Origin of the sequence: Pseudoalteromonas sp. NC201 (assembly GCF_002850255.1) — a bacterium.
Classification (GTDB): domain Bacteria; phylum Pseudomonadota; class Gammaproteobacteria; order Enterobacterales; family Alteromonadaceae; genus Pseudoalteromonas.
Genome location: NZ_CP022522.1, coordinates 1,620,856 through 1,637,990 on the forward strand (window position 1 = coordinate 1,620,856; position 17,135 = coordinate 1,637,990).

General features: G+C 42.4%; 11 protein-coding genes. 10 read left to right on the plus strand and 1 reads right to left on the minus strand.

From position 1 onward, the window contains the following. The first annotated feature begins 91 nt into the window (after nt 1-91). The 6 genes from pgi to PNC201_RS06710 all read left to right on the plus strand — a co-directional run bounded on the left by pgi (nt 92) and on the right by PNC201_RS06710 (nt 10,216). Complete coding sequence (gene pgi, locus PNC201_RS06685; protein ID WP_102056570.1) at nt 92-1,738, plus strand: glucose-6-phosphate isomerase; 1,647 nt, start codon at nt 92-94, stop codon at nt 1,736-1,738. Nucleotides 1,739-2,023: 285 nt separating this feature from the next. Next, a complete protein-coding gene (gene zwf, locus PNC201_RS06690) occupies nt 2,024-3,493 on the plus strand; it encodes a glucose-6-phosphate dehydrogenase (protein WP_102056571.1) in 1,470 nt (489 codons plus the stop codon). Further along, entirely contained in the window at nt 3,493-4,203 is a 711-nt protein-coding gene (gene pgl, locus PNC201_RS06695) for a 6-phosphogluconolactonase (protein WP_102056572.1), read from the plus strand. The genes zwf and pgl overlap by 1 nt, the downstream gene beginning before the upstream one ends. 841 nt (nt 4,204-5,044) lie before the next feature. Beyond that, nucleotides 5,045-7,792, plus strand: a complete 2,748-nt coding sequence (locus PNC201_RS06700; RefSeq protein WP_102056573.1) for a TonB-dependent receptor — start codon at nt 5,045-5,047, stop codon at nt 7,790-7,792. 61 nt (nt 7,793-7,853) lie between these two features. Beyond that, nucleotides 7,854-9,368, plus strand: coding sequence for a tryptophan halogenase family protein (locus PNC201_RS06705; protein ID WP_102056574.1), 1,515 nt, complete (start codon nt 7,854-7,856; stop codon nt 9,366-9,368). A gap of 137 nt (nt 9,369-9,505) precedes the next feature. Continuing rightward, entirely contained in the window at nt 9,506-10,216 is a 711-nt protein-coding gene (locus tag PNC201_RS06710; protein WP_010375531.1) for a SapC family protein, read from the plus strand. A gap of 128 nt (nt 10,217-10,344) precedes the next feature. Here PNC201_RS06710 and PNC201_RS06715 read toward each other — a convergent pair whose 3' ends face one another. Beyond that, the gene (locus PNC201_RS06715) at nt 10,345-10,827 is read right to left on the minus strand and encodes a hypothetical protein (RefSeq protein ID WP_102056575.1); all 483 of its coding nucleotides are present in this window, start codon (nt 10,825-10,827) and stop codon (nt 10,345-10,347) included. Between the two features lie 253 nt (nt 10,828-11,080). Here PNC201_RS06715 and PNC201_RS06720 point away from each other — a divergent pair, with 253 nt between their 5' ends. The 4 genes from PNC201_RS06720 (at nt 11,081) to PNC201_RS06735 (ending at nt 17,135) form a co-directional block, all read left to right on the plus strand. After that, on the plus strand, nt 11,081-12,109 hold the full coding sequence (locus tag PNC201_RS06720) for an isoaspartyl peptidase/L-asparaginase family protein (protein WP_102056576.1): 1,029 nt from the start codon (nt 11,081-11,083) through the stop codon (nt 12,107-12,109). An 85-nt stretch (nt 12,110-12,194) separates the two neighbouring features. Further along, nucleotides 12,195-12,623 (plus strand): CBS domain-containing protein, encoded by a 429-nt coding sequence (locus tag PNC201_RS06725; protein WP_010375537.1) that lies wholly within the window; start codon nt 12,195-12,197, stop codon nt 12,621-12,623. Between the two features lie 153 nt (nt 12,624-12,776). Continuing rightward, nucleotides 12,777-16,670, plus strand: coding sequence for an ATP-dependent RNA helicase HrpA (hrpA, locus tag PNC201_RS06730; RefSeq protein ID WP_102056577.1), 3,894 nt, complete (start codon nt 12,777-12,779; stop codon nt 16,668-16,670). A gap of 81 nt (nt 16,671-16,751) precedes the next feature. Next, nucleotides 16,752-17,135 carry a response regulator gene (locus tag PNC201_RS06735; RefSeq protein ID WP_010606518.1) on the plus strand — a complete coding sequence of 128 codons (384 nt, stop codon included), beginning with the start codon at nt 16,752-16,754 and terminating at the stop codon, nt 17,133-17,135.

A 17,135-nucleotide genomic window follows, 5' to 3' on the forward strand; every position in this document is an offset into this window, starting at 1 on the left:
ACATAATGTGCTTGTTTAATAATGTTTCTTTGTTGTTACTACCTGAAAAGTAAGGTAACTAACAATCACTTACGTCTTAGGGGAATATGTAATGGGTGGTCGTGTAGATTTGGATAGTTGGCAAAAGCTCAGTAGTTCTGCGCAGCGAGTAGAGCAGCAGCATTTAAAAACGATGTTTGCAAACGATGCACAAAGATTTGAAAAGTTCTCTCGTCAAATCCCTGGTGTGTTGTTCGACTTTTCCAAGCAACGCATTGACGACCAAACATTCTCTGAAATGATGCAGCTCGCAAAAGAGAGCGATATCGCGCTTTGGCGAGAAAAGATGTTTTCTGGTGAAAAAATAAATATCACCGAAGACCGAGCGGTTTTACATACGGCGCTGCGTAACCGAGCAAATACACCTATTTATGTGGATGGTGTAAATGTTATTGAGCAAGTCAATGCGGAATTAGAAAAACTACAAGCATTTAGTAACCGAGTTCGTTCAGGTGAGTGGCAAGGGTATACAGGCAAAGCTGTAAAAGATGTGGTTGCGATTGGCGTTGGTGGGTCTAACTTGGGCCCGCAAATGGTAACTGATGCGCTAGCCGCGTATGCAGATGACACGCTAAACGTGCATTATGTTTCGAATGTTGACGGTGTACAGATTGCTTCAGTACTAAAAGGCTTGGACGCAGAAACAACCCTGTTTGTCGTGTCATCAAAAACCTTCACAACCTCTGAAACCATGACCAATGCAAAGACTGCCGTTGAGTGGTTTTTGAATGCTGCAAATGATAGAGCGGCAATCGCCAAGCATTTTGTTGCGGTGAGCACCAATCTTGAGAAGACCAGAGCGTTTGGTATTAGCGATGACAACGTGTTTACGATGTGGGACTGGGTTGGCGGTCGTTTCTCGCTTTGGAGTGCAATCGGATTACCAATCGCACTTTATTTAGGCTTCGATAAGTTTGTCGAAGTGCTTGAAGGTGCATTTGAAATTGATGAGCACTTTAAAACGGCAAACAACAAAGACAATATTCCACTGTTGATGGCGTTACTCAGCGTTTGGAATACCAGCTTCTTAGGATATCAAGCACAAGCAATTTTGCCTTATGATCAGGCGCTTCATATGCTGCCTGCGTATTTACAACAAGGTGAAATGGAAAGTAACGGTAAGCATGTTACTTTTGCAGGAGAGCAGGTAAACTATACGACTGTGCCAATTATTTGGGGCATGACAGGGATAAATGGCCAGCATGCTTTTTATCAGTGTTTACACCAAGGTAATGTGATTGTACCGGCTGATTTTATCGCTTCAATTGAACCGCAAAACAAAGTAGGCCAGCATCACGATATTTTACTGTCTAACTTCTTTGCGCAAACGGAAGCGATGATGGCGGGTGTAGATGCACAGCAGGTTCGTGAAGATTTAACGGCTAAAGGTAAGTCGGATGCGGAAATCGACAAGTTGATTCCGCATAAAATACACCAAGGTAACCGTCCAACCTCTTCATTTATCTTAGATAAGGTAGATGCAAAAGCTGTGGGCCGACTAATTGCCTTGTATGAACACAAAATTTTCTGCCAAGGCATTATTTTGGATGTGTGTTCATTTGACCAGTGGGGTGTTGAGCTTGGTAAAGGGCTTGCTTCAAATATTGAAGCCGAGCTAACGCAAGAAGGCGTTACTAACCCGCATGATAGCTCAACGGCGGGTCTAATCGCTTATTACAAGCAAAAGAGAACAAATTAATACTTCGAGTGGAACTGGAAGTAAACAAAATACCTTTGAACGGGTAGCGCTGGAGTGCTTAGAACCTGTATTTTTGTGAGAGGAAATACAGGTTTCTAAGACTCATTTATACCAACTTACTTAATCCCTCAAATTGAGCAGGTATTAAGTCGAATTGATATTACTAGTGCATTGCAATCGAAATCATCACCCGTTACACAATGAGTTTGGTAGGCTTTGGAGTGGCTCCAAATCGAATAAACACTGCGTGCTTGTAGTGCACGCCTAACCTAATGAGAGTGAATTATGCTTAATCCTTTTGACATCGTAATTTTTGGTGGGGGAGGCGATTTAGCACTTCGCAAACTCCTACCTGCTTTGTATCGTGCATATCAAGAAGGTAACTTACCTGAAGGCACTCGCATCTTACCGACCGTTCGTGAACAAAACAAACAACAAGAATTTATCGAAACGGCACATATCGCATTACAAACTCACCTTGGCAAAGGCGAATACAACAAGAAAGATTGGTCCGCATTTGAACAGTTTTTAGTGCCTGTGGTAGTCAACGTTACTGAAGAAGATGAACACTGGGATACGCTAAAGAATATTTTGGCTGATGGGGAAGATAAGTCTCGTGTATTCTACTTGTCACTTCCTCCAGCGGTTTATGGCCGTTGTTGTGAGCTATTGTCAATCAAAGGGCTAATCACTGAGCAATCACGTGTAGTTGTTGAAAAGCCTATTGGTTATTGCGGCAAATCTGCAGAAGAAATTAATGCCAAAATCGGTGAGTTCTTCTCGGAAGAGCAAGTATTCCGTATCGATCATTATCTAGGTAAAGAAACGGTTCAAAACCTGATGGCGCTTAGGTTCTCAAACGCACTGTTCGAGAATTTATGGGATGCTAAAGCCATAGATAATATTCAGATCAGTATCTCTGAAACGGTAGGTCTTGAAAGCCGAGCTGGCTTCTACGACAAAGCGGGCGCGCTTCGTGATATGGTGCAAAATCACTTATTGCAACTACTTTGCTTGGTTGCGATGGAGTCACCACATAAACTTAATGCCAACAGTATTCGCACTGAAAAGCTTAAAGTATTAGAAGCGCTTAGACCGCTAATTGACTCAGATGTAGATAATAATGTTGTGCGTGGTCAATATGTACCAGGCGACCTTGAAGGTAAGCTGGTACCTGGTTACCTAGAAGAGCTGGGCGAAGGGTCGAGTAAAACAGAAACATTTGTTGCTATTCGTGCTCACATTGATAACTGGCGTTGGTCTGGTGTGCCTTTCTATTTAAGAACAGGCAAGCGTATGAAAAAGCGTTGTGCTGAAATTGTGGTTGAGTACAAGCCTGTTTCTCACAACGTCTATGGTGATGCGGCGGGTCCAATTCAGCCAAACCGCTTGGTGATAAGATTACAGCCTGAAGAAAGTATTCAATTAACGCTAATGTCTAAGCGTCTAGATAACCTTGAAATGCAACTAGAGCCAGTGACGCTAAATATCTCATTGAGTGAAAAGTATAACAATGGCTATCATTCAGATGCATATAAGCGCTTAATGCTAGACGCAGCTGCAAATAACCCTGCTTTATTTATTCACCGTGACGAAGTACGCCAAGCGTGGCAGTGGGTTGATCCAATCATTGAGCGTTGGCAGAGTAAAGGGACTCCGTCACTTTATCGTGCTGGCTCTTGGGGTCCTGAAGATGCCGATGAACTGCTTGAAGAAAACAAACATGTTTGGTTCAATGCGGGAGAGCAAGCGTAATGGCACAGTTAACAGAAAGAAACTTCAACTCGAAAGACGAAATGACAGCAGCGCTTGCAGAGCTACTTCAAACTGGGCTCAGTCAAGGTATTGAGCAAGACGGTGAAGCGGTGTTGCTAGTGTCTGGCGGTTCATCACCGGCTCCAGCGTATCGTTACCTTTCAGGTGTTGAGCTAGGCTGGGACAAAATTACGGTTGCTATGGTTGATGAACGTTGGGTCGAACCGGATCACGAAAAGTCTAACGAAGCATTTATTAAGTCGACATTGCTGAAAGACAAAGCGGCAAATGCTCGATTTGTGACAATGAAGAATGCGGCAGAGTCAGCAGAAGAGGGCGCTGATCTATGTGAGTCTGCTTATGCGGCGTTGAAAAAGCCGTTTGATGTCACTATTTTAGGAATGGGGCCGGATGGTCATACCGCCAGTTTATTCCCAAGTGCAAATGGCCTAGAACACGCATTAACGACCACAAACACCGTGTGCGCAATTAATGCTCATCAAAGCGAAGTGACAGGTGAGATCACCGAGCGCATGAGTTTGTCTTTGGCAGGAATAGCTAATTCTAAGGCGGCTGTTTTATTGATCTCTGGTGATGAAAAAAAAGCGGTGTATGAAGCGGCAAAACAACCCGGCTCAGAGTATGAAGTACCACTGCGTGCAGTATTAAATCATCCTGATATTAATTTGACCGTATTCTGGTGCCCGTAACCCGAGTGCATCTACTAAAAATAGTAAAATGCAAGGCTGGCGTGATAGCTGGCCTTACCTTGATTACTTGAGTCAATTGGTTAAATATCTCTAGACATTCAGCTCGAAGCGACAACACTTCTTACTTCTTACTTCTTACTTCTTACTTCTTACTTCTTACTTCTTACTTCTTACTTCTTACTTCTTACTTCTTACTTCTTACTTCTTACTTCTTACTTCTTACTTCTTACTTCTTACTTCTTACTTCTTACTTCTTACTTCTTACTTCTTACGAATAAAAGCAATAAATTTTACTGATTCAATATACGATCATTAGAAAATCAATAAGTCCCGTAATAGGGTATTCAAATTTGTGCAAAAGATAGTGATAGCTAACTCGCTAATCTTAGATTTTATAAGCCTTTGTCATAAAAAATTCTCTTAAAAGAACTAGACAGTACTTACAGATAAACCTATAATGACAGCGTTGTCATTGATATTGATTCTCATCTTTAGCTTCTGCCCAAGCTTGATGAGGGAATTGAATACACATCCCCTTGTGTGTATTCAGATAATTAAAATGTCCCTTTATTAAGACAATTCCATCTTAAAACCCTACAGCAGCAAAATTTTTTGTGCTATTCTCCAATCGTTTTTGTAACAAACCATATCTTGGTCATATTTAAATTTATATTTATCAATAAGATATATATCTATATGAATATTTTTTGAATAACAGGCCAAAAAAATTGTAGCGAATATGTAATTTAGGGTGTATGGTTTGTTATTAGATGACAGCGTTGTCATCATCACTGGGCAGAAGTGATTTAAAAAACCAACAAAATGATTCAAGGGGAATCCTGTGTTAGCTAATAATTTCAAAAAAAGCTTACTTGCAGTTAACGTCAGCATCGCACTAGGTGCGAGCTTTTCAGGCGTTGTAGCTGCAGAAGAAAGTCAAAGCCAAAATCAAGTACAAGAAAATGTAGAAGTCATTGAGGTTCGTGGCTTGCGAGCATCAAACAAAGAAAATATTAATACAAAAAGATTCGCGACTGCAGTTGTTGACGCAGTGAGCGCTGAAGATATCGGTAAGTTTCCTGACTCAGACGTGGGTCAAGCGTTAGGGCGTATTCCAGGTATTAGCGTTGGACGAGCTTTTGGTCAAGGTAGCTCTGTATCCATTAGGGGTACCGATCCTTCTATGACGTTGACTACGTTAAACGGCCAGAATGTGGCTTCAACCGGCTGGTATGATCAAATGAATTTAGACCGTTCATTTAATTATTCGATGTTACCGTCACAGCTGATTGGCGGAATTGAAGTTTATAAAGCGACACAGGCGAACCTGGTTGAAGGTGGTATCGGTGGTACAGTAATCGTAAAAACACGCAAGCCTCTTGACTTAGAATCTAATACATCGTTTCTTTCGCTAAAAGGTGAATATGGTACCCTAAACGAGGAGATATCTCCTGAAGTTTCTGGGCTATACAGTTGGAAAAACAAAGATGAAACTTTTGGTGTACTTGTAGCCGCTGCATACATCGATCGTGAATATCTTCGTCAAGGCACCGAAGCCGATCTTGATTGGGGTGGAAACTCATCAGTACAACCTTCAAGCTTTTTACAAGATCAAGAGCGCACAGCTATAGATGTAACGCTTCAATATCGTCCAACAGAACAACTTGAATTGGGTATTCACGCACTTTCATTAGAGCTCGGCGCTGACAGCACTGGTGCTAATATGTACTTTGGTACTGATAATAACTGGGGCGCTTGGACACCGGAAGAATCAGTATGTAAAACGTACAATGCTGCCGGCGTCTGTACATATAGCGATACGCCAAAAGATAGAGGAAGCAACGTATTTTTCCAAAATTGGGCTCGCCAAGGAGAAATGACTTCAGACACTCTAGAATTTAACTGGAAGTACCAGTCTGATACTTATGAAATCTCAGGTGTTCTTGGTCACTCGAAAGCGGAAGGTGGTACAGACATGAGTGCTAACTTTGGTTTTGGTTGGTGGGGAAATGCTTATGTTGATGGAAATGGACTAAAGCAAACGTCCGATGCTAACTTCGACCAAGTAAACTGGTGGGGAGTCGTAGATGCAACTGGTAAACAAATAAAACTTGATGGTGCTGATCTTGGCTTTACCGTTGAACAGCTACCTGCATATGGTACAACGTCTACTTGGACAGGTATAAAGGGTCCAAATAAAGATGAGGAAGTGTATGGTCAAGTTGATTTTGATTACTACGTTGACTTTGGCGCGATCAACAAACTTGAGTTTGGGGTAAGATATACTGAACATGAATTTGAGAAAAAGCTATATACGGCTGTATACGACCAGTCAAAAATAACAGCCCCTGCAGATGGTGAAAATGCAGGAGGTTTTGCCAACTATTTTAGTGTTCAGGATTTATATAGCGGTACAATGCCAATTGGCTATGATGGTTGGACTATTCCTCGTGCAAACCGAGATGCAATGATTAATGCTACATTGTCTCTAATCGATCAGTTTGCTTATAACCGTTCGGGCTACGGAAAAATAGAAGAAGACAATCTGTCATTGTATGCTATGGCGTCTTTTGAGGGCGAAGGTTTCCGGGGTAACTTCGGGCTAAGATATGTCAGTACAGATGTGACTTCAAAAGGTCATATCATCGATAATAGCCCAGCTGATATTCTTGCAAATAACAATGGTTGGAGCGAAGCTCCAGTAGGTGTTGATGGTGATTACAATGATGTGTTGCCAAGTGCTAATATTACCTTTGACCTATCTGAAGACTTAATTCTTCGCGTTTCAGCTGGTCAAGCTATTACTCGTCCAAACTACGACAACTTACTACTTTCAAAAGTAACTGGTTATCCTGATGACCGTATTGGTAATGAGGAGATTACTTACGGTAATCCTGACCTGAAACCAATGAAATCATCTCAAGCCGATGTTAGTTTAGAGTATTATTATGGTGAAGATGGCCTATTTGCCGTAACTTACTTTATAAAGGATGTGAGTAATTTTATTGTTGCGACGACTGATTTTAATCAACAAATTGGTGTAATTAATAATGACCTTACTACACCAGCTGATGATTGGACCGTAAATCGCTATAAAAATGCAGGTGGCGGCGAGATTGATGGCGTTGAATTCCAGTGGAATCATGCTTGGGATAATGGGTTTGGTATAAACGCTAACTACACATACACAGATGCAGGTGCACCAGCAGAGGTTTATACTGATAATCTATCCCGTTTTACCGAGTCATCAGAGCATATGCTAAATCTAGTTGGCTATTGGGAAAATGATGAATTCTCGGCGAGAGCAGCGTATAACTGGAGATCTGAATACATGATTCGTGAATATGGTAACTATTACGGAAACCGTATGCACGATGACTTTGGTACACTTGATTTAACTTTCGGTTGGCAAGTTACAGACTACGCAGCGTTGACATTTGAAGTCGTAAATGTTACCGAGGAAGATGATGTTCAGTATGGTGCGGCAGAGGTTGGTGCTGATGTTAAGCCTGCGCTTCAGGATGGTTTCCCAACATGGTCTTTCCGTGGCGAAGCAACTTATAGATTAGGTGTTAATTTTAACTTCTAATTATAAATTGTGTAAGCTATAGCCCAGTTTTTACTGGGCTTTTTTATTTCAAGAGGGCGAGATGAATATAACCAAGATCGCAATTGTTGGTGGGGGCACAGCTGGTTGGCTAGCAGCTAATCATCTCGGCTTAGCGCTTTCTTCAAATAGCAATGTCGAGATTACAGTAATTGAATCTTTAGATATACCAAGTATTGGTGTTGGAGAAGGTACAGTTCCTTACATAGTTAAAAGCCTAAAAAAATTTGGTATTTCTGAAGCGGAGCTTTTGGGGAGCTGTGATGCTACCTTCAAGCAGGGGATAAGATTTGTTTCGTGGCTTGATGAAAAAGTTCATGGAGCACATAACTTTTATTATCACCCATTTGAAGCGCCATATCCTGAAGGACTGGATATAACTAATATATGGTTAAATTTAGGGAAAAAAATACCGTTTGATTACGTTGGGATACAATCAAGGGTCTGTGAATCGGGGCTTGCACCTAAACTAAAAACCGATGGCAACTATCAAGGTGTGCTACCATACGCATATCATTTCGATGCAGCAAAATTCGCAAAATTGCTCAAACGTAATGCCCTAGATAGATTTAATGTCAGAGTTTTAAATGGAACAGTTGATGAATCTAAACTAGATCAAACAGGACATATTGAATCTCTTTGCATGACAAATGGAGACATACTGCATTTTGACTTTTACGTAGATTGTACTGGTTTTTCAGCGAAGCTAATAAGCTCAGTTTCTAATGACAGTTTTCAGGATAAAAGTGAGCAGTTGTTGGTAGATACAGCGCTAGTACAGCAGATAGAAAGAGATGATCCAAGCAGCTTGAATCCTTACACAACGGCAACCGCACATAAAGCTGGCTGGATGTGGGAAATCCCCCTTACTTCCCGTACTGGAACTGGTTTTGTTTATGCGTCTAAATATATGTCACATAAAGAGGCTTTAGAAACGTATGCAAGAATGCTGAATGTTGACTCTGTGAATCCTAGAAAAATAGAAATGAGAGTGGGCTATAGGAATCAAAGCTGGAGTAAAAATTGTGTAGCGCTAGGACTAGCGCAGGGGTTTGTCGAGCCTTTGGAAGCAACATCTATTTTACTAACAGACTTTTCTGCGGAATTCTTGTCGAAGAATTTCCCACTTTCTAGAGCTGAGATATCGGTATTCAGTGACCACTATAATGATGCAGTGAACTGCGCATGGGAAAGTACAATCGATTTCATCCAGTTGCATTATATCCTTTCTGACAGGGTTGATAGTGACTTTTGGGTAGAGTATCGAAGCGAGGTAAAGCTCTCAGACTCTCTAGAGCGGAAGCTTGCAAAATTTAGGCTACGTTCGCCCCAACAAATGGATTTTTGGAGTCGCTTTGAGCTATTTAATGAAAAGAACTTTTTATATGTTCTGTATGGAATGAAATTTAACACTCACCCGCAAACGACGTCTCAAGCAGAGTTTGATATTGGGCTTAAATTATTAGATAAGAACAATGAGCAACTAAGGCGAGCTAAAGGAGCTCTTTTAGATCATGGAGAGTGGCTTAAACAATTGAAGCAATATATGTCATCGTAATGATAAAGCAGACAATTCAAATGTATGAAAGATCTGTAATGCTTAAATAAATATTTAACTTCCAATTTGCCCCGAAAACCGCTAGCCTTAGGGGCAATAAATAAAGTAACAAATACGTAAAATAATGGAGCAGTATTATGGCGGAACAACAAGTGCAGCCTTTACACAACGAAAAGCACGCGAATATCAAAGTAAAAAATGGCGTGAACGTTGATTTCCTTAAAACTCAGCACTTAATGCCTGTAGTAGCGCATGAGTTTGCGCGTGTAGCGACAGAATTCCCAATGGCGTTTGTTAAAAACACTGAGTCAGGTCAATTCCAAGCGGTTGCTATGTTTGGTCTTCAGCCTGGTGAAAACCTATTTGTTGATGGTGATAAGTGGACTGGCAGCTTTGTGCCAATGGCCGCTGCACGTTACCCATTTGGTTTGGTTAAGCACCCAGAGCAAGATCAGTTTGGTATTGTGATTGACGAAGCAAGCCCGCTAGTTGGTGAAGAAGAAGGCAATGCGCTTTTCGAAGACGGTAAAGAAACTGAATACCTAGGTCGTCGTAAAGAAGCGTTGGTAAGCTATGTTGAGTTTGCTCGCGTAACTGAAGCGTTTACTCAGTATCTTGCTGACAAAGAGCTTCTAGTTCAACAAACGCTAACGGTAGAAATCCGTGGTGAGAAAAAAGACATCAACGGTATCTACCTTGTGGATGAGCGTAAGCTAAACGAATTAGGTGACGAAGATTTCCTAGAGCTACGTAAACGTGGCTATTTAGCACCGATCTTCGCATTCTTAACTTCTACACATCAAGTAGCGCGCCTTGCTCGCATGAAGGCACAGCGCGAAGCGAGCTAATCGCTTTTAGATATAGAATGATTCGATAAAAGCGCTTCCAGAGGAAGCGCTTTTTTTGTGCATGCTATTTTATAAGTGCTACACCAATTTGCTCCTTCAAATTGAGCAAGTATTAAGACAAATTAGTATTACTTAGCGTTTGGAATAGGACAGTATGATCCGCCACGAGGGATCCAGACCGAGCGTGTTTCCCAACGGCAGTTATACGCTACTCGGCGTTCTTCTTGTTGGGTTGAAAAAGTATCATGTTGATGAAAGTAGCTTCCTCCAGGCACCTGATAGTTTGGGATCGGATGAGGAATAGTCCAACCTCCGGGGCAGCTTTGTGTCGCGAGTACGGTTTTAGTTTCCCATAAAGTGTAGGGACCGTAAGGTTCACCGTACATTAATTTGTAGTGGCAAGTCTTATAACTCACATCAACGAGCTCTGTACGGTAGTCACATACCCACACACGTCGCTCATCCCAGTAGCCACCGCAGTCAACATTGTTTACTTGGGTGTCATAAAAAGTGTTGTAATCAATAACTTTAATTTGCTCTTGAGTAGAAGCGGCCTGAGCAGTACCAAGCAGTAGTGTGCTAAAAGCTGCAATTTTTAGAATGTTTTTCATATCGATTCCTGTCGAATTTCGTTATTTTATTACTTTGAGTTATTTCAAAGTAATAAATATGTTTCCATTTTGTGGTCGAAATAACAATCATAAATTGATTGAAAAATATTCAAATTTACTTTTATGCCGTGCAGCTCATGAGTTTCTTTCAACCACACTGTAAATCAGTTAGCTTGACAATTTTAACGCGAAAGCTTGCATCGTTCTAAAATTCACCTCATGCTGAAGTTTAACAACGAACCAAGGTATAAAAATGAAAAAAATCTCTTTGCTAGTAGCGTTATTAGCCTTGTCGGCGACAGCTGCTGTCGCTGACGAGAAAGCGCCCCCATTTGCGATCGCTATTCATGGGGGAGCTGGTACGATTGAGCGCAGTAACTTCACACCAGAAAAAGAAAAACAATACAAAGCTAAATTAAAAGAAGCCGTTGAAGCGGGCTATAAGGTACTAGAACAAGGTGGAGAAAGCCTTGATGCGGTAACGGCAGCCATTAACATTCTTGAAGACTCGCCTTTTTTTAATGCTGGTCAGGGGGCCGTGTACACTTATGATGAAGGGCATGAGCTAGATGCGTCAATCATGGATGGTCGTAATCGCCAAGCGGGCGCTGTGGCGGGGGTGAAGCACATTAAAAACCCAATCGATCTGGCAAAAGAAGTGATGCAGCACTCAGTACATGTCATGCTAAGTGGTGAAGGTGCGGAAGACTTTGCTAAGAAACGCGGTTTTACGTTAGTGGAAAACAGCTATTTTGACACCGATGCTCGCTATCAATCACTCTTAAAGGCGAAAAAGCGATTGCAGATGAAAGAAGCGGCGACCAAAGACTATCAGGCGGCACACCAACAATTAGAGAGCCAATATAAGATGGGAACTGTGGGGGCTGTCGCACTCGATAAGCAGGGGAATTTAGCGGCCGGAACGTCAACTGGTGGGATGACGGCGAAACGCTTCGGACGGATAGGTGACTCACCGGTGATTGGTGCGGGCACATTTGCGGATAACCGCTCTTGTGCTGTTTCAGCAACGGGACATGGCGAGTATTTTATTCGATATAATGTCGCAGCTGATATTTGTGCTCGTGTCGCTTATCAAAACAAGTCGATTGAAAAAGCGGGGAAAGAAGTGATTTTTGATACGCTTTATCCAATTGGTGGCACGGGAGGGGTGATCATAGTTGACCCTAAAGGAAATATTAGCATGCCATTTAATACCGCGGGAATGTATCGTGCGAGCAAGTCGTCAACAACACCTACCTATGTTGGTATTTATAGCGAGTAAAACAATATTTCGTTGAGACTAAGCAAGTTCTTCAAACGCCAGCTATTATTATCATGATAGCTGGCGTTTTTAATGGAGATGAGCAATGCAATCAATAAAAGTCGCAGACTACTTAAATCATCGCCCCGTAACATTCAAACAGGACATGCGCGTAGAATCAGCGGTAGAGAAGCTGCTACAAAGCGGCCAGTCGGGCGGGCCGGTTATAGATGAAGCAAGGCGGGTTATTGGGTTTTTATCTGAGCAAGATTGTCTTAAAAAAATGTTAGAGGCGACCTATCAAAATGAGTCTCATAGCGTGGTGTCCGATGTGATGACAAAAGAGCCTCTGTGTGTAAAACGCGAAGACAGCATAGTGCAAATGGCAGATTTGATGATTTGCAATAAGCCCAAAGTGTACCCGGTAGTTGACGATGAAGGGCGCTTACTTGGGGTTATCAGTCGTGCAAACGTGTTATTAGCGTTGGATAAGCATTTACATGATGCTTATGTCTCTGGTCACCGCTACGTATAAAGCGATGAAATTTACGAGCTGTTAAGTTAACCCATGAGGTGTTGCCTTGAGAATAACAGCAAAAATCTCAATTCCTAACCAAATTTAGTTGGGTTCGTCTAATCTGATTTGATAAACTACACGGCGTTTTATGTAATCACAAGGTGTCGTGTAGTGCAGGTTGACTCGCTGTTCAAAGAGCTAAATTCATGTCTTAAAAAGGATCACTTCATCCTCAAAAAGCGCCTCCATGGTGCGAAAAAAATTACCGATCAAGAAAAGCAAAAGCAGGTAGTCGCAAAAGTAGCGGCTGCGATTGCAAAAAGCCAAGAATTAAAGGTAACAAGAAGTGCCAATATTCCAGCAGTAGAGTATCCTGAGCAACTACCCGTCAGCCAGAAAAAAGACGACATAAAAGCAGCCATTGCGAATAACCAAGTGGTTATTGTTGCCGGTGAAACGGGCTCGGGGAAGACCACGCAGCTGCCTAAAATTTGTTTAGAGTTAGGTCGAGGCGTGGATGGCTATATTGGTCATACACAACCAAGAAGACTAGCGGCAAGAAGCGTATCTACCCGTATTGCAGAGGAAATTGGCTGCGAGATGGGGCAAGAAGTTGGATTTAAAATTCGCTTCTCAGATCAAGTCTCTGACAATACATACGTAAAACTGATGACCGACGGTATTTTGCTCTCAGAGATTCAACAAGACAGATTCCTCAACCAGTACGACACAATCATCATTGATGAAGCGCACGAGCGTAGCCTGAATATTGATTTTATTCTGGGTTATTTAAAGCAGCTGTTGCCGAAGCGTCCAGATCTTAAAGTGATTATCACCTCAGCAACCATTGATCCTGAGCGTTTTTCCAAACATTTTAGTGACGCACCTATTATTGAGGTGTCAGGACGAACTTATCCAGTAGAAGTGAGATATCGTCCAGTTGAAGATGTTGACTCACAAAATGGCGAAGCAGAAAATGACCAATTGCAGGGCATTTTTGATGCGGTTGATGAGCTTTGTGCCGAAGGACCTGGGGATATTTTGGTATTTATGAACGGTGAGCGTGAAATTCGTGACACCGCTGACGCGCTGGCAAAACGCAATTTAAAAGGCGTTGAGATTTTACCTTTGTATGCGCGCCTGTCTAATGCCGAACAAAATCGCATTTTTGCGCCCCATAGCCAACGGCGCATCGTATTGTCTACAAACGTTGCAGAAACGTCATTGACCGTACCAGGTATTCGCTATGTTATCGACCCGGGTACTGCGAGAATAAGCCGCTACAGTTATCGAACCAAAGTACAACGCTTACCGATTGAAGCGGTATCACAAGCCAGTGCAAACCAGCGTAAAGGTCGATGTGGCCGTGTGGCATCCGGTATTTGTATTCGTTTATATTCTGAAGACGACTTTTTAGGGCGTCCTGAGTTTACCGATCCTGAAATTCTAAGAACCAATTTAGCTTCGGTTATTTTGCAAATGCTCGCACTTGGACTTGGTGATATAAGTCAATTCCCTTTTGTACAAGCACCTGATAGCCGTAATATCAAAGATGGTATGTCGTTACTTGAAGAGCTGGAGGCGATAGTTCCTGCTCAGCGCAGAGAAAAAGCCAAGCTCACAGAATCAGGTCGTAAACTAAGTCGCTTACCCATAGACCCAAGGCTTGCCAAGATGGTGATGTCAGGGGCACAAAACAACGCGCTTTGGGAAGCGATAGTGATCACCGCGGCACTGTCTATTCAAGACCCAAGAGAGCGTCCTCAAGATAAACGTGCAGCAGCTGACGAAAAACACAATCGCTTTGAGTGCGAACACTCTGATTTTGTTGCATATCTAAATCTATGGAATTACATCGAAGCGCAGCAGCAAGCACTGACGCGTAACCAGTTTCGAAAGCAATGCCAAAAAGACTTTTTGGCCTACATGCGCGTACGTGAATGGCAAGATATTGTTTACCAGCTGACTACGGTGTGTGAGGAGCTCGGCTTTAAAATAAATAGCAGTCCTGCAAGCGATGAAGCTGTCCATCAATCATTGCTAAGCGGTATGCTTAGCCATATTGGTGTGAAAGACGAAAAGCAAAAACAAGTGTTTAAAGGCGCACGTAACAGCCAATTTCATATTTTCCCCGGTTCAACACTATTTAAGAAAAGCCCTAAGTGGTTGATGTCTGCTGAGCTTGTGGAAACCAGTAAACTTTATGCTCGGGTTAATGCCAAAATCGATGTAAATTGGATTGCGCCGCTCGCTAAGCATTTAGTTAATAGCAGCTATAGCGAACCGCATTGGGAGAAAAAGGCTGGAGCGGTTGTCGCATTTGAACAGCAAACCTTATACGGCTTGATCATCGTTGGCCGCAAGCGCACGGTGTATAGCGATATTGATCCTGTGGTTAGCCGAGAGATATTTATTCGTGAAGCGTTGGCAAATGGTCAACTAGGCCAGAGCGAAGGTTTTTTAAGCGCAAACCAAAAATTGGTTGAAGAAGTGCAAGCGCTTGAAGATAAAGCAAGGCGTCGCGATATCCTAGTCGACGAAGAAGATGTGGTTGCGTTTTATAACGATCGAATTCCACAAGACGTAAATAATCGTGCTGCGTTTAGTAAATGGTGGCGTTCACAAAAGCAAAAAGACAAACGCTTTTTGCATATGACGCGCGATCTGTTAATGAAACGTGACGCCGAACATATCACGGATACTCATTACCCAGATACGTGGCAGCAAGGGAATTTGATCTTGCCTCTCAGTTATCACTTTGATCCAGGCCAAGCACTAGACGGCGTGGTGGTCAATATTCCTCTGGCACTATTAAACCAAGTTCAAGATGAAGGTTTTGATTGGCATATTCCTGCGCTCAGACATGAGCTGGTTTGTGGGCTTATTAAGTCACTGCCGAAGACCTTAAGACGTAATTTTGTGCCAGCACCAAATTATGCCGATGCTGTGCTTGCCGCCGTTGAGGTAATGCAAGGCTCATTTATAGAAGCGGTGGCCAACCGTTTACTCAGAATGACAGGTGTCAAAGTCACCGAGTCAGATTGGGATGTTAGTTCACTTGAGCCGCACTTAAAAATGCAATTTCAGGTAGTTGATGACAAAGGTAAGGTGATAGCCCATGGCTTTGATTTATTGGCACTTAAAGCAAAGTTGCAAGGGCAAGTGACCGAGACGCTTTCGCAAGTGGCAGAGCAAGGGATCGAGCAAACGGATATTCAGCAGTGGGATTTTGGCGAGCTACCAGAACAATATACTAAAAAGCAGGGAAATTATGAGATTAAGGCTTTCCCAGCATTAGTCGATAAAAAACAAAGTGCGGCTATAGAACTGTTTGATAACGAAATAAAAGCCCAAGCGGCGCATCAAGCAGGATTGCGCCGTCTTGTGCTACTCAATGTTCCTTCGCCCGTTAAATACCTGCAACAGCACTTACCAAATAAGGCTAAGTTAGGATTGTACTTTAACCCCTTTGGTAAAGTGCATGATTTAGTTGATGACTGTACGCAAGCTGGGGTTGATAAGCTGCTGCGTGCATTTGGCGAGATCAGAGATGACATTGCGTTTGAAAAAGCCAAAGAGCACATTCGAGCTGAGCTAGGTGACACCGTAGTTGAAATTGCGAAGCAAGTTGAGGCGGTGCTTAGCATTGCTCACAGTATTAACAAACGCATGAAAGGCAGAGTGGATCTCACGATGATCACCGCGCATGGCGACATAAAATCTCAGTTATCCGGTCTTATCTTTAAAGGCTTTGTCACCGCTCATGGTGCTGACAAAATCTCTGATATTTTGCGCTACATGAAAGCGATTGAGAAAAGGCTTGAAAAACTTGCGGTAGATCCAAACAGAGATAGGCTGTGTGTACTAGAATTGGAAAAAGTTGCTGCGGCCTATCAAGACAAGTTGGCAAAAATCCCTTCTGGATTACCTGTACCAGAGTCGCTTATAGATATTTTTTGGATGCAACAGGAACTTCGCGTGTCTTTGTTTTCTCAAACATTAGGAACGGCTTATCCGATTTCGGCTAAACGCGTTCTGAATTCGATAAAAGAGTGCGAAATATAAACTTGCATTTTAGAGTACGACAGTTACTTTATTATATGAGGAAGTAAAGTTTTGGATTGTGAGAAGGAAGCGGCATTGAATATGTCCACACGAGAGAAAAGGAAAAATGCACCGCATCTGCTAGTGGTTGACGACGAGTATTTTAACTATGAAATGCTTGAAATGGCACTGTCAGGGGCGTTTGAGCTGAGCTATGCAAACTCGGGTACGAGTTGCTTGTCTAATGCAATTGCTGATCCTCCAGATGCTATTTTGCTTGATGTGTGTATGCCGGGTCTTGACGGTTACGACACCTGTCGAATGTTGAAAAATACACCAGAGACGAAGGATATTCCGGTATTAATGGTATCTGGTTTAGAGTCCGAAAAAGAACAAAAAGCGGGATTCGATGCAGGCTGTGATGCTTATGTGGTTAAGCCATTCTCAATGCAATCGCTATTAGAAAAAATAAAATCAATGGTGTAG

Bases quoted from the DNA above. Each gene is read 5' to 3' on its own strand.
- pgi (WP_102056570.1), top strand. From the start codon at position 92: ATGGGTGGTCGTGTAGATTTGGATAGTTGGCAAAAGCTCAGTAGTTCT.
- zwf (WP_102056571.1), top strand. From the start codon at position 2,024: ATGCTTAATCCTTTTGACATCGTAATTTTTGGTGGGGGAGGCGATTTA.
- pgl (WP_102056572.1), top strand. From the start codon at position 3,493: ATGGCACAGTTAACAGAAAGAAACTTCAACTCGAAAGACGAAATGACA.
- PNC201_RS06705 (WP_102056574.1), top strand. From the start codon at position 7,854: ATGAATATAACCAAGATCGCAATTGTTGGTGGGGGCACAGCTGGTTGG.
- PNC201_RS06710 (WP_010375531.1), top strand. From the start codon at position 9,506: ATGGCGGAACAACAAGTGCAGCCTTTACACAACGAAAAGCACGCGAAT.
- PNC201_RS06715 (WP_102056575.1), bottom strand. From the start codon at position 10,827: ATGAAAAACATTCTAAAAATTGCAGCTTTTAGCACACTACTGCTTGGT.
- PNC201_RS06720 (WP_102056576.1), top strand. From the start codon at position 11,081: ATGAAAAAAATCTCTTTGCTAGTAGCGTTATTAGCCTTGTCGGCGACA.
- PNC201_RS06725 (WP_010375537.1), top strand. From the start codon at position 12,195: ATGCAATCAATAAAAGTCGCAGACTACTTAAATCATCGCCCCGTAACA.
- PNC201_RS06735 (WP_010606518.1), top strand. From the start codon at position 16,752: ATGTCCACACGAGAGAAAAGGAAAAATGCACCGCATCTGCTAGTGGTT.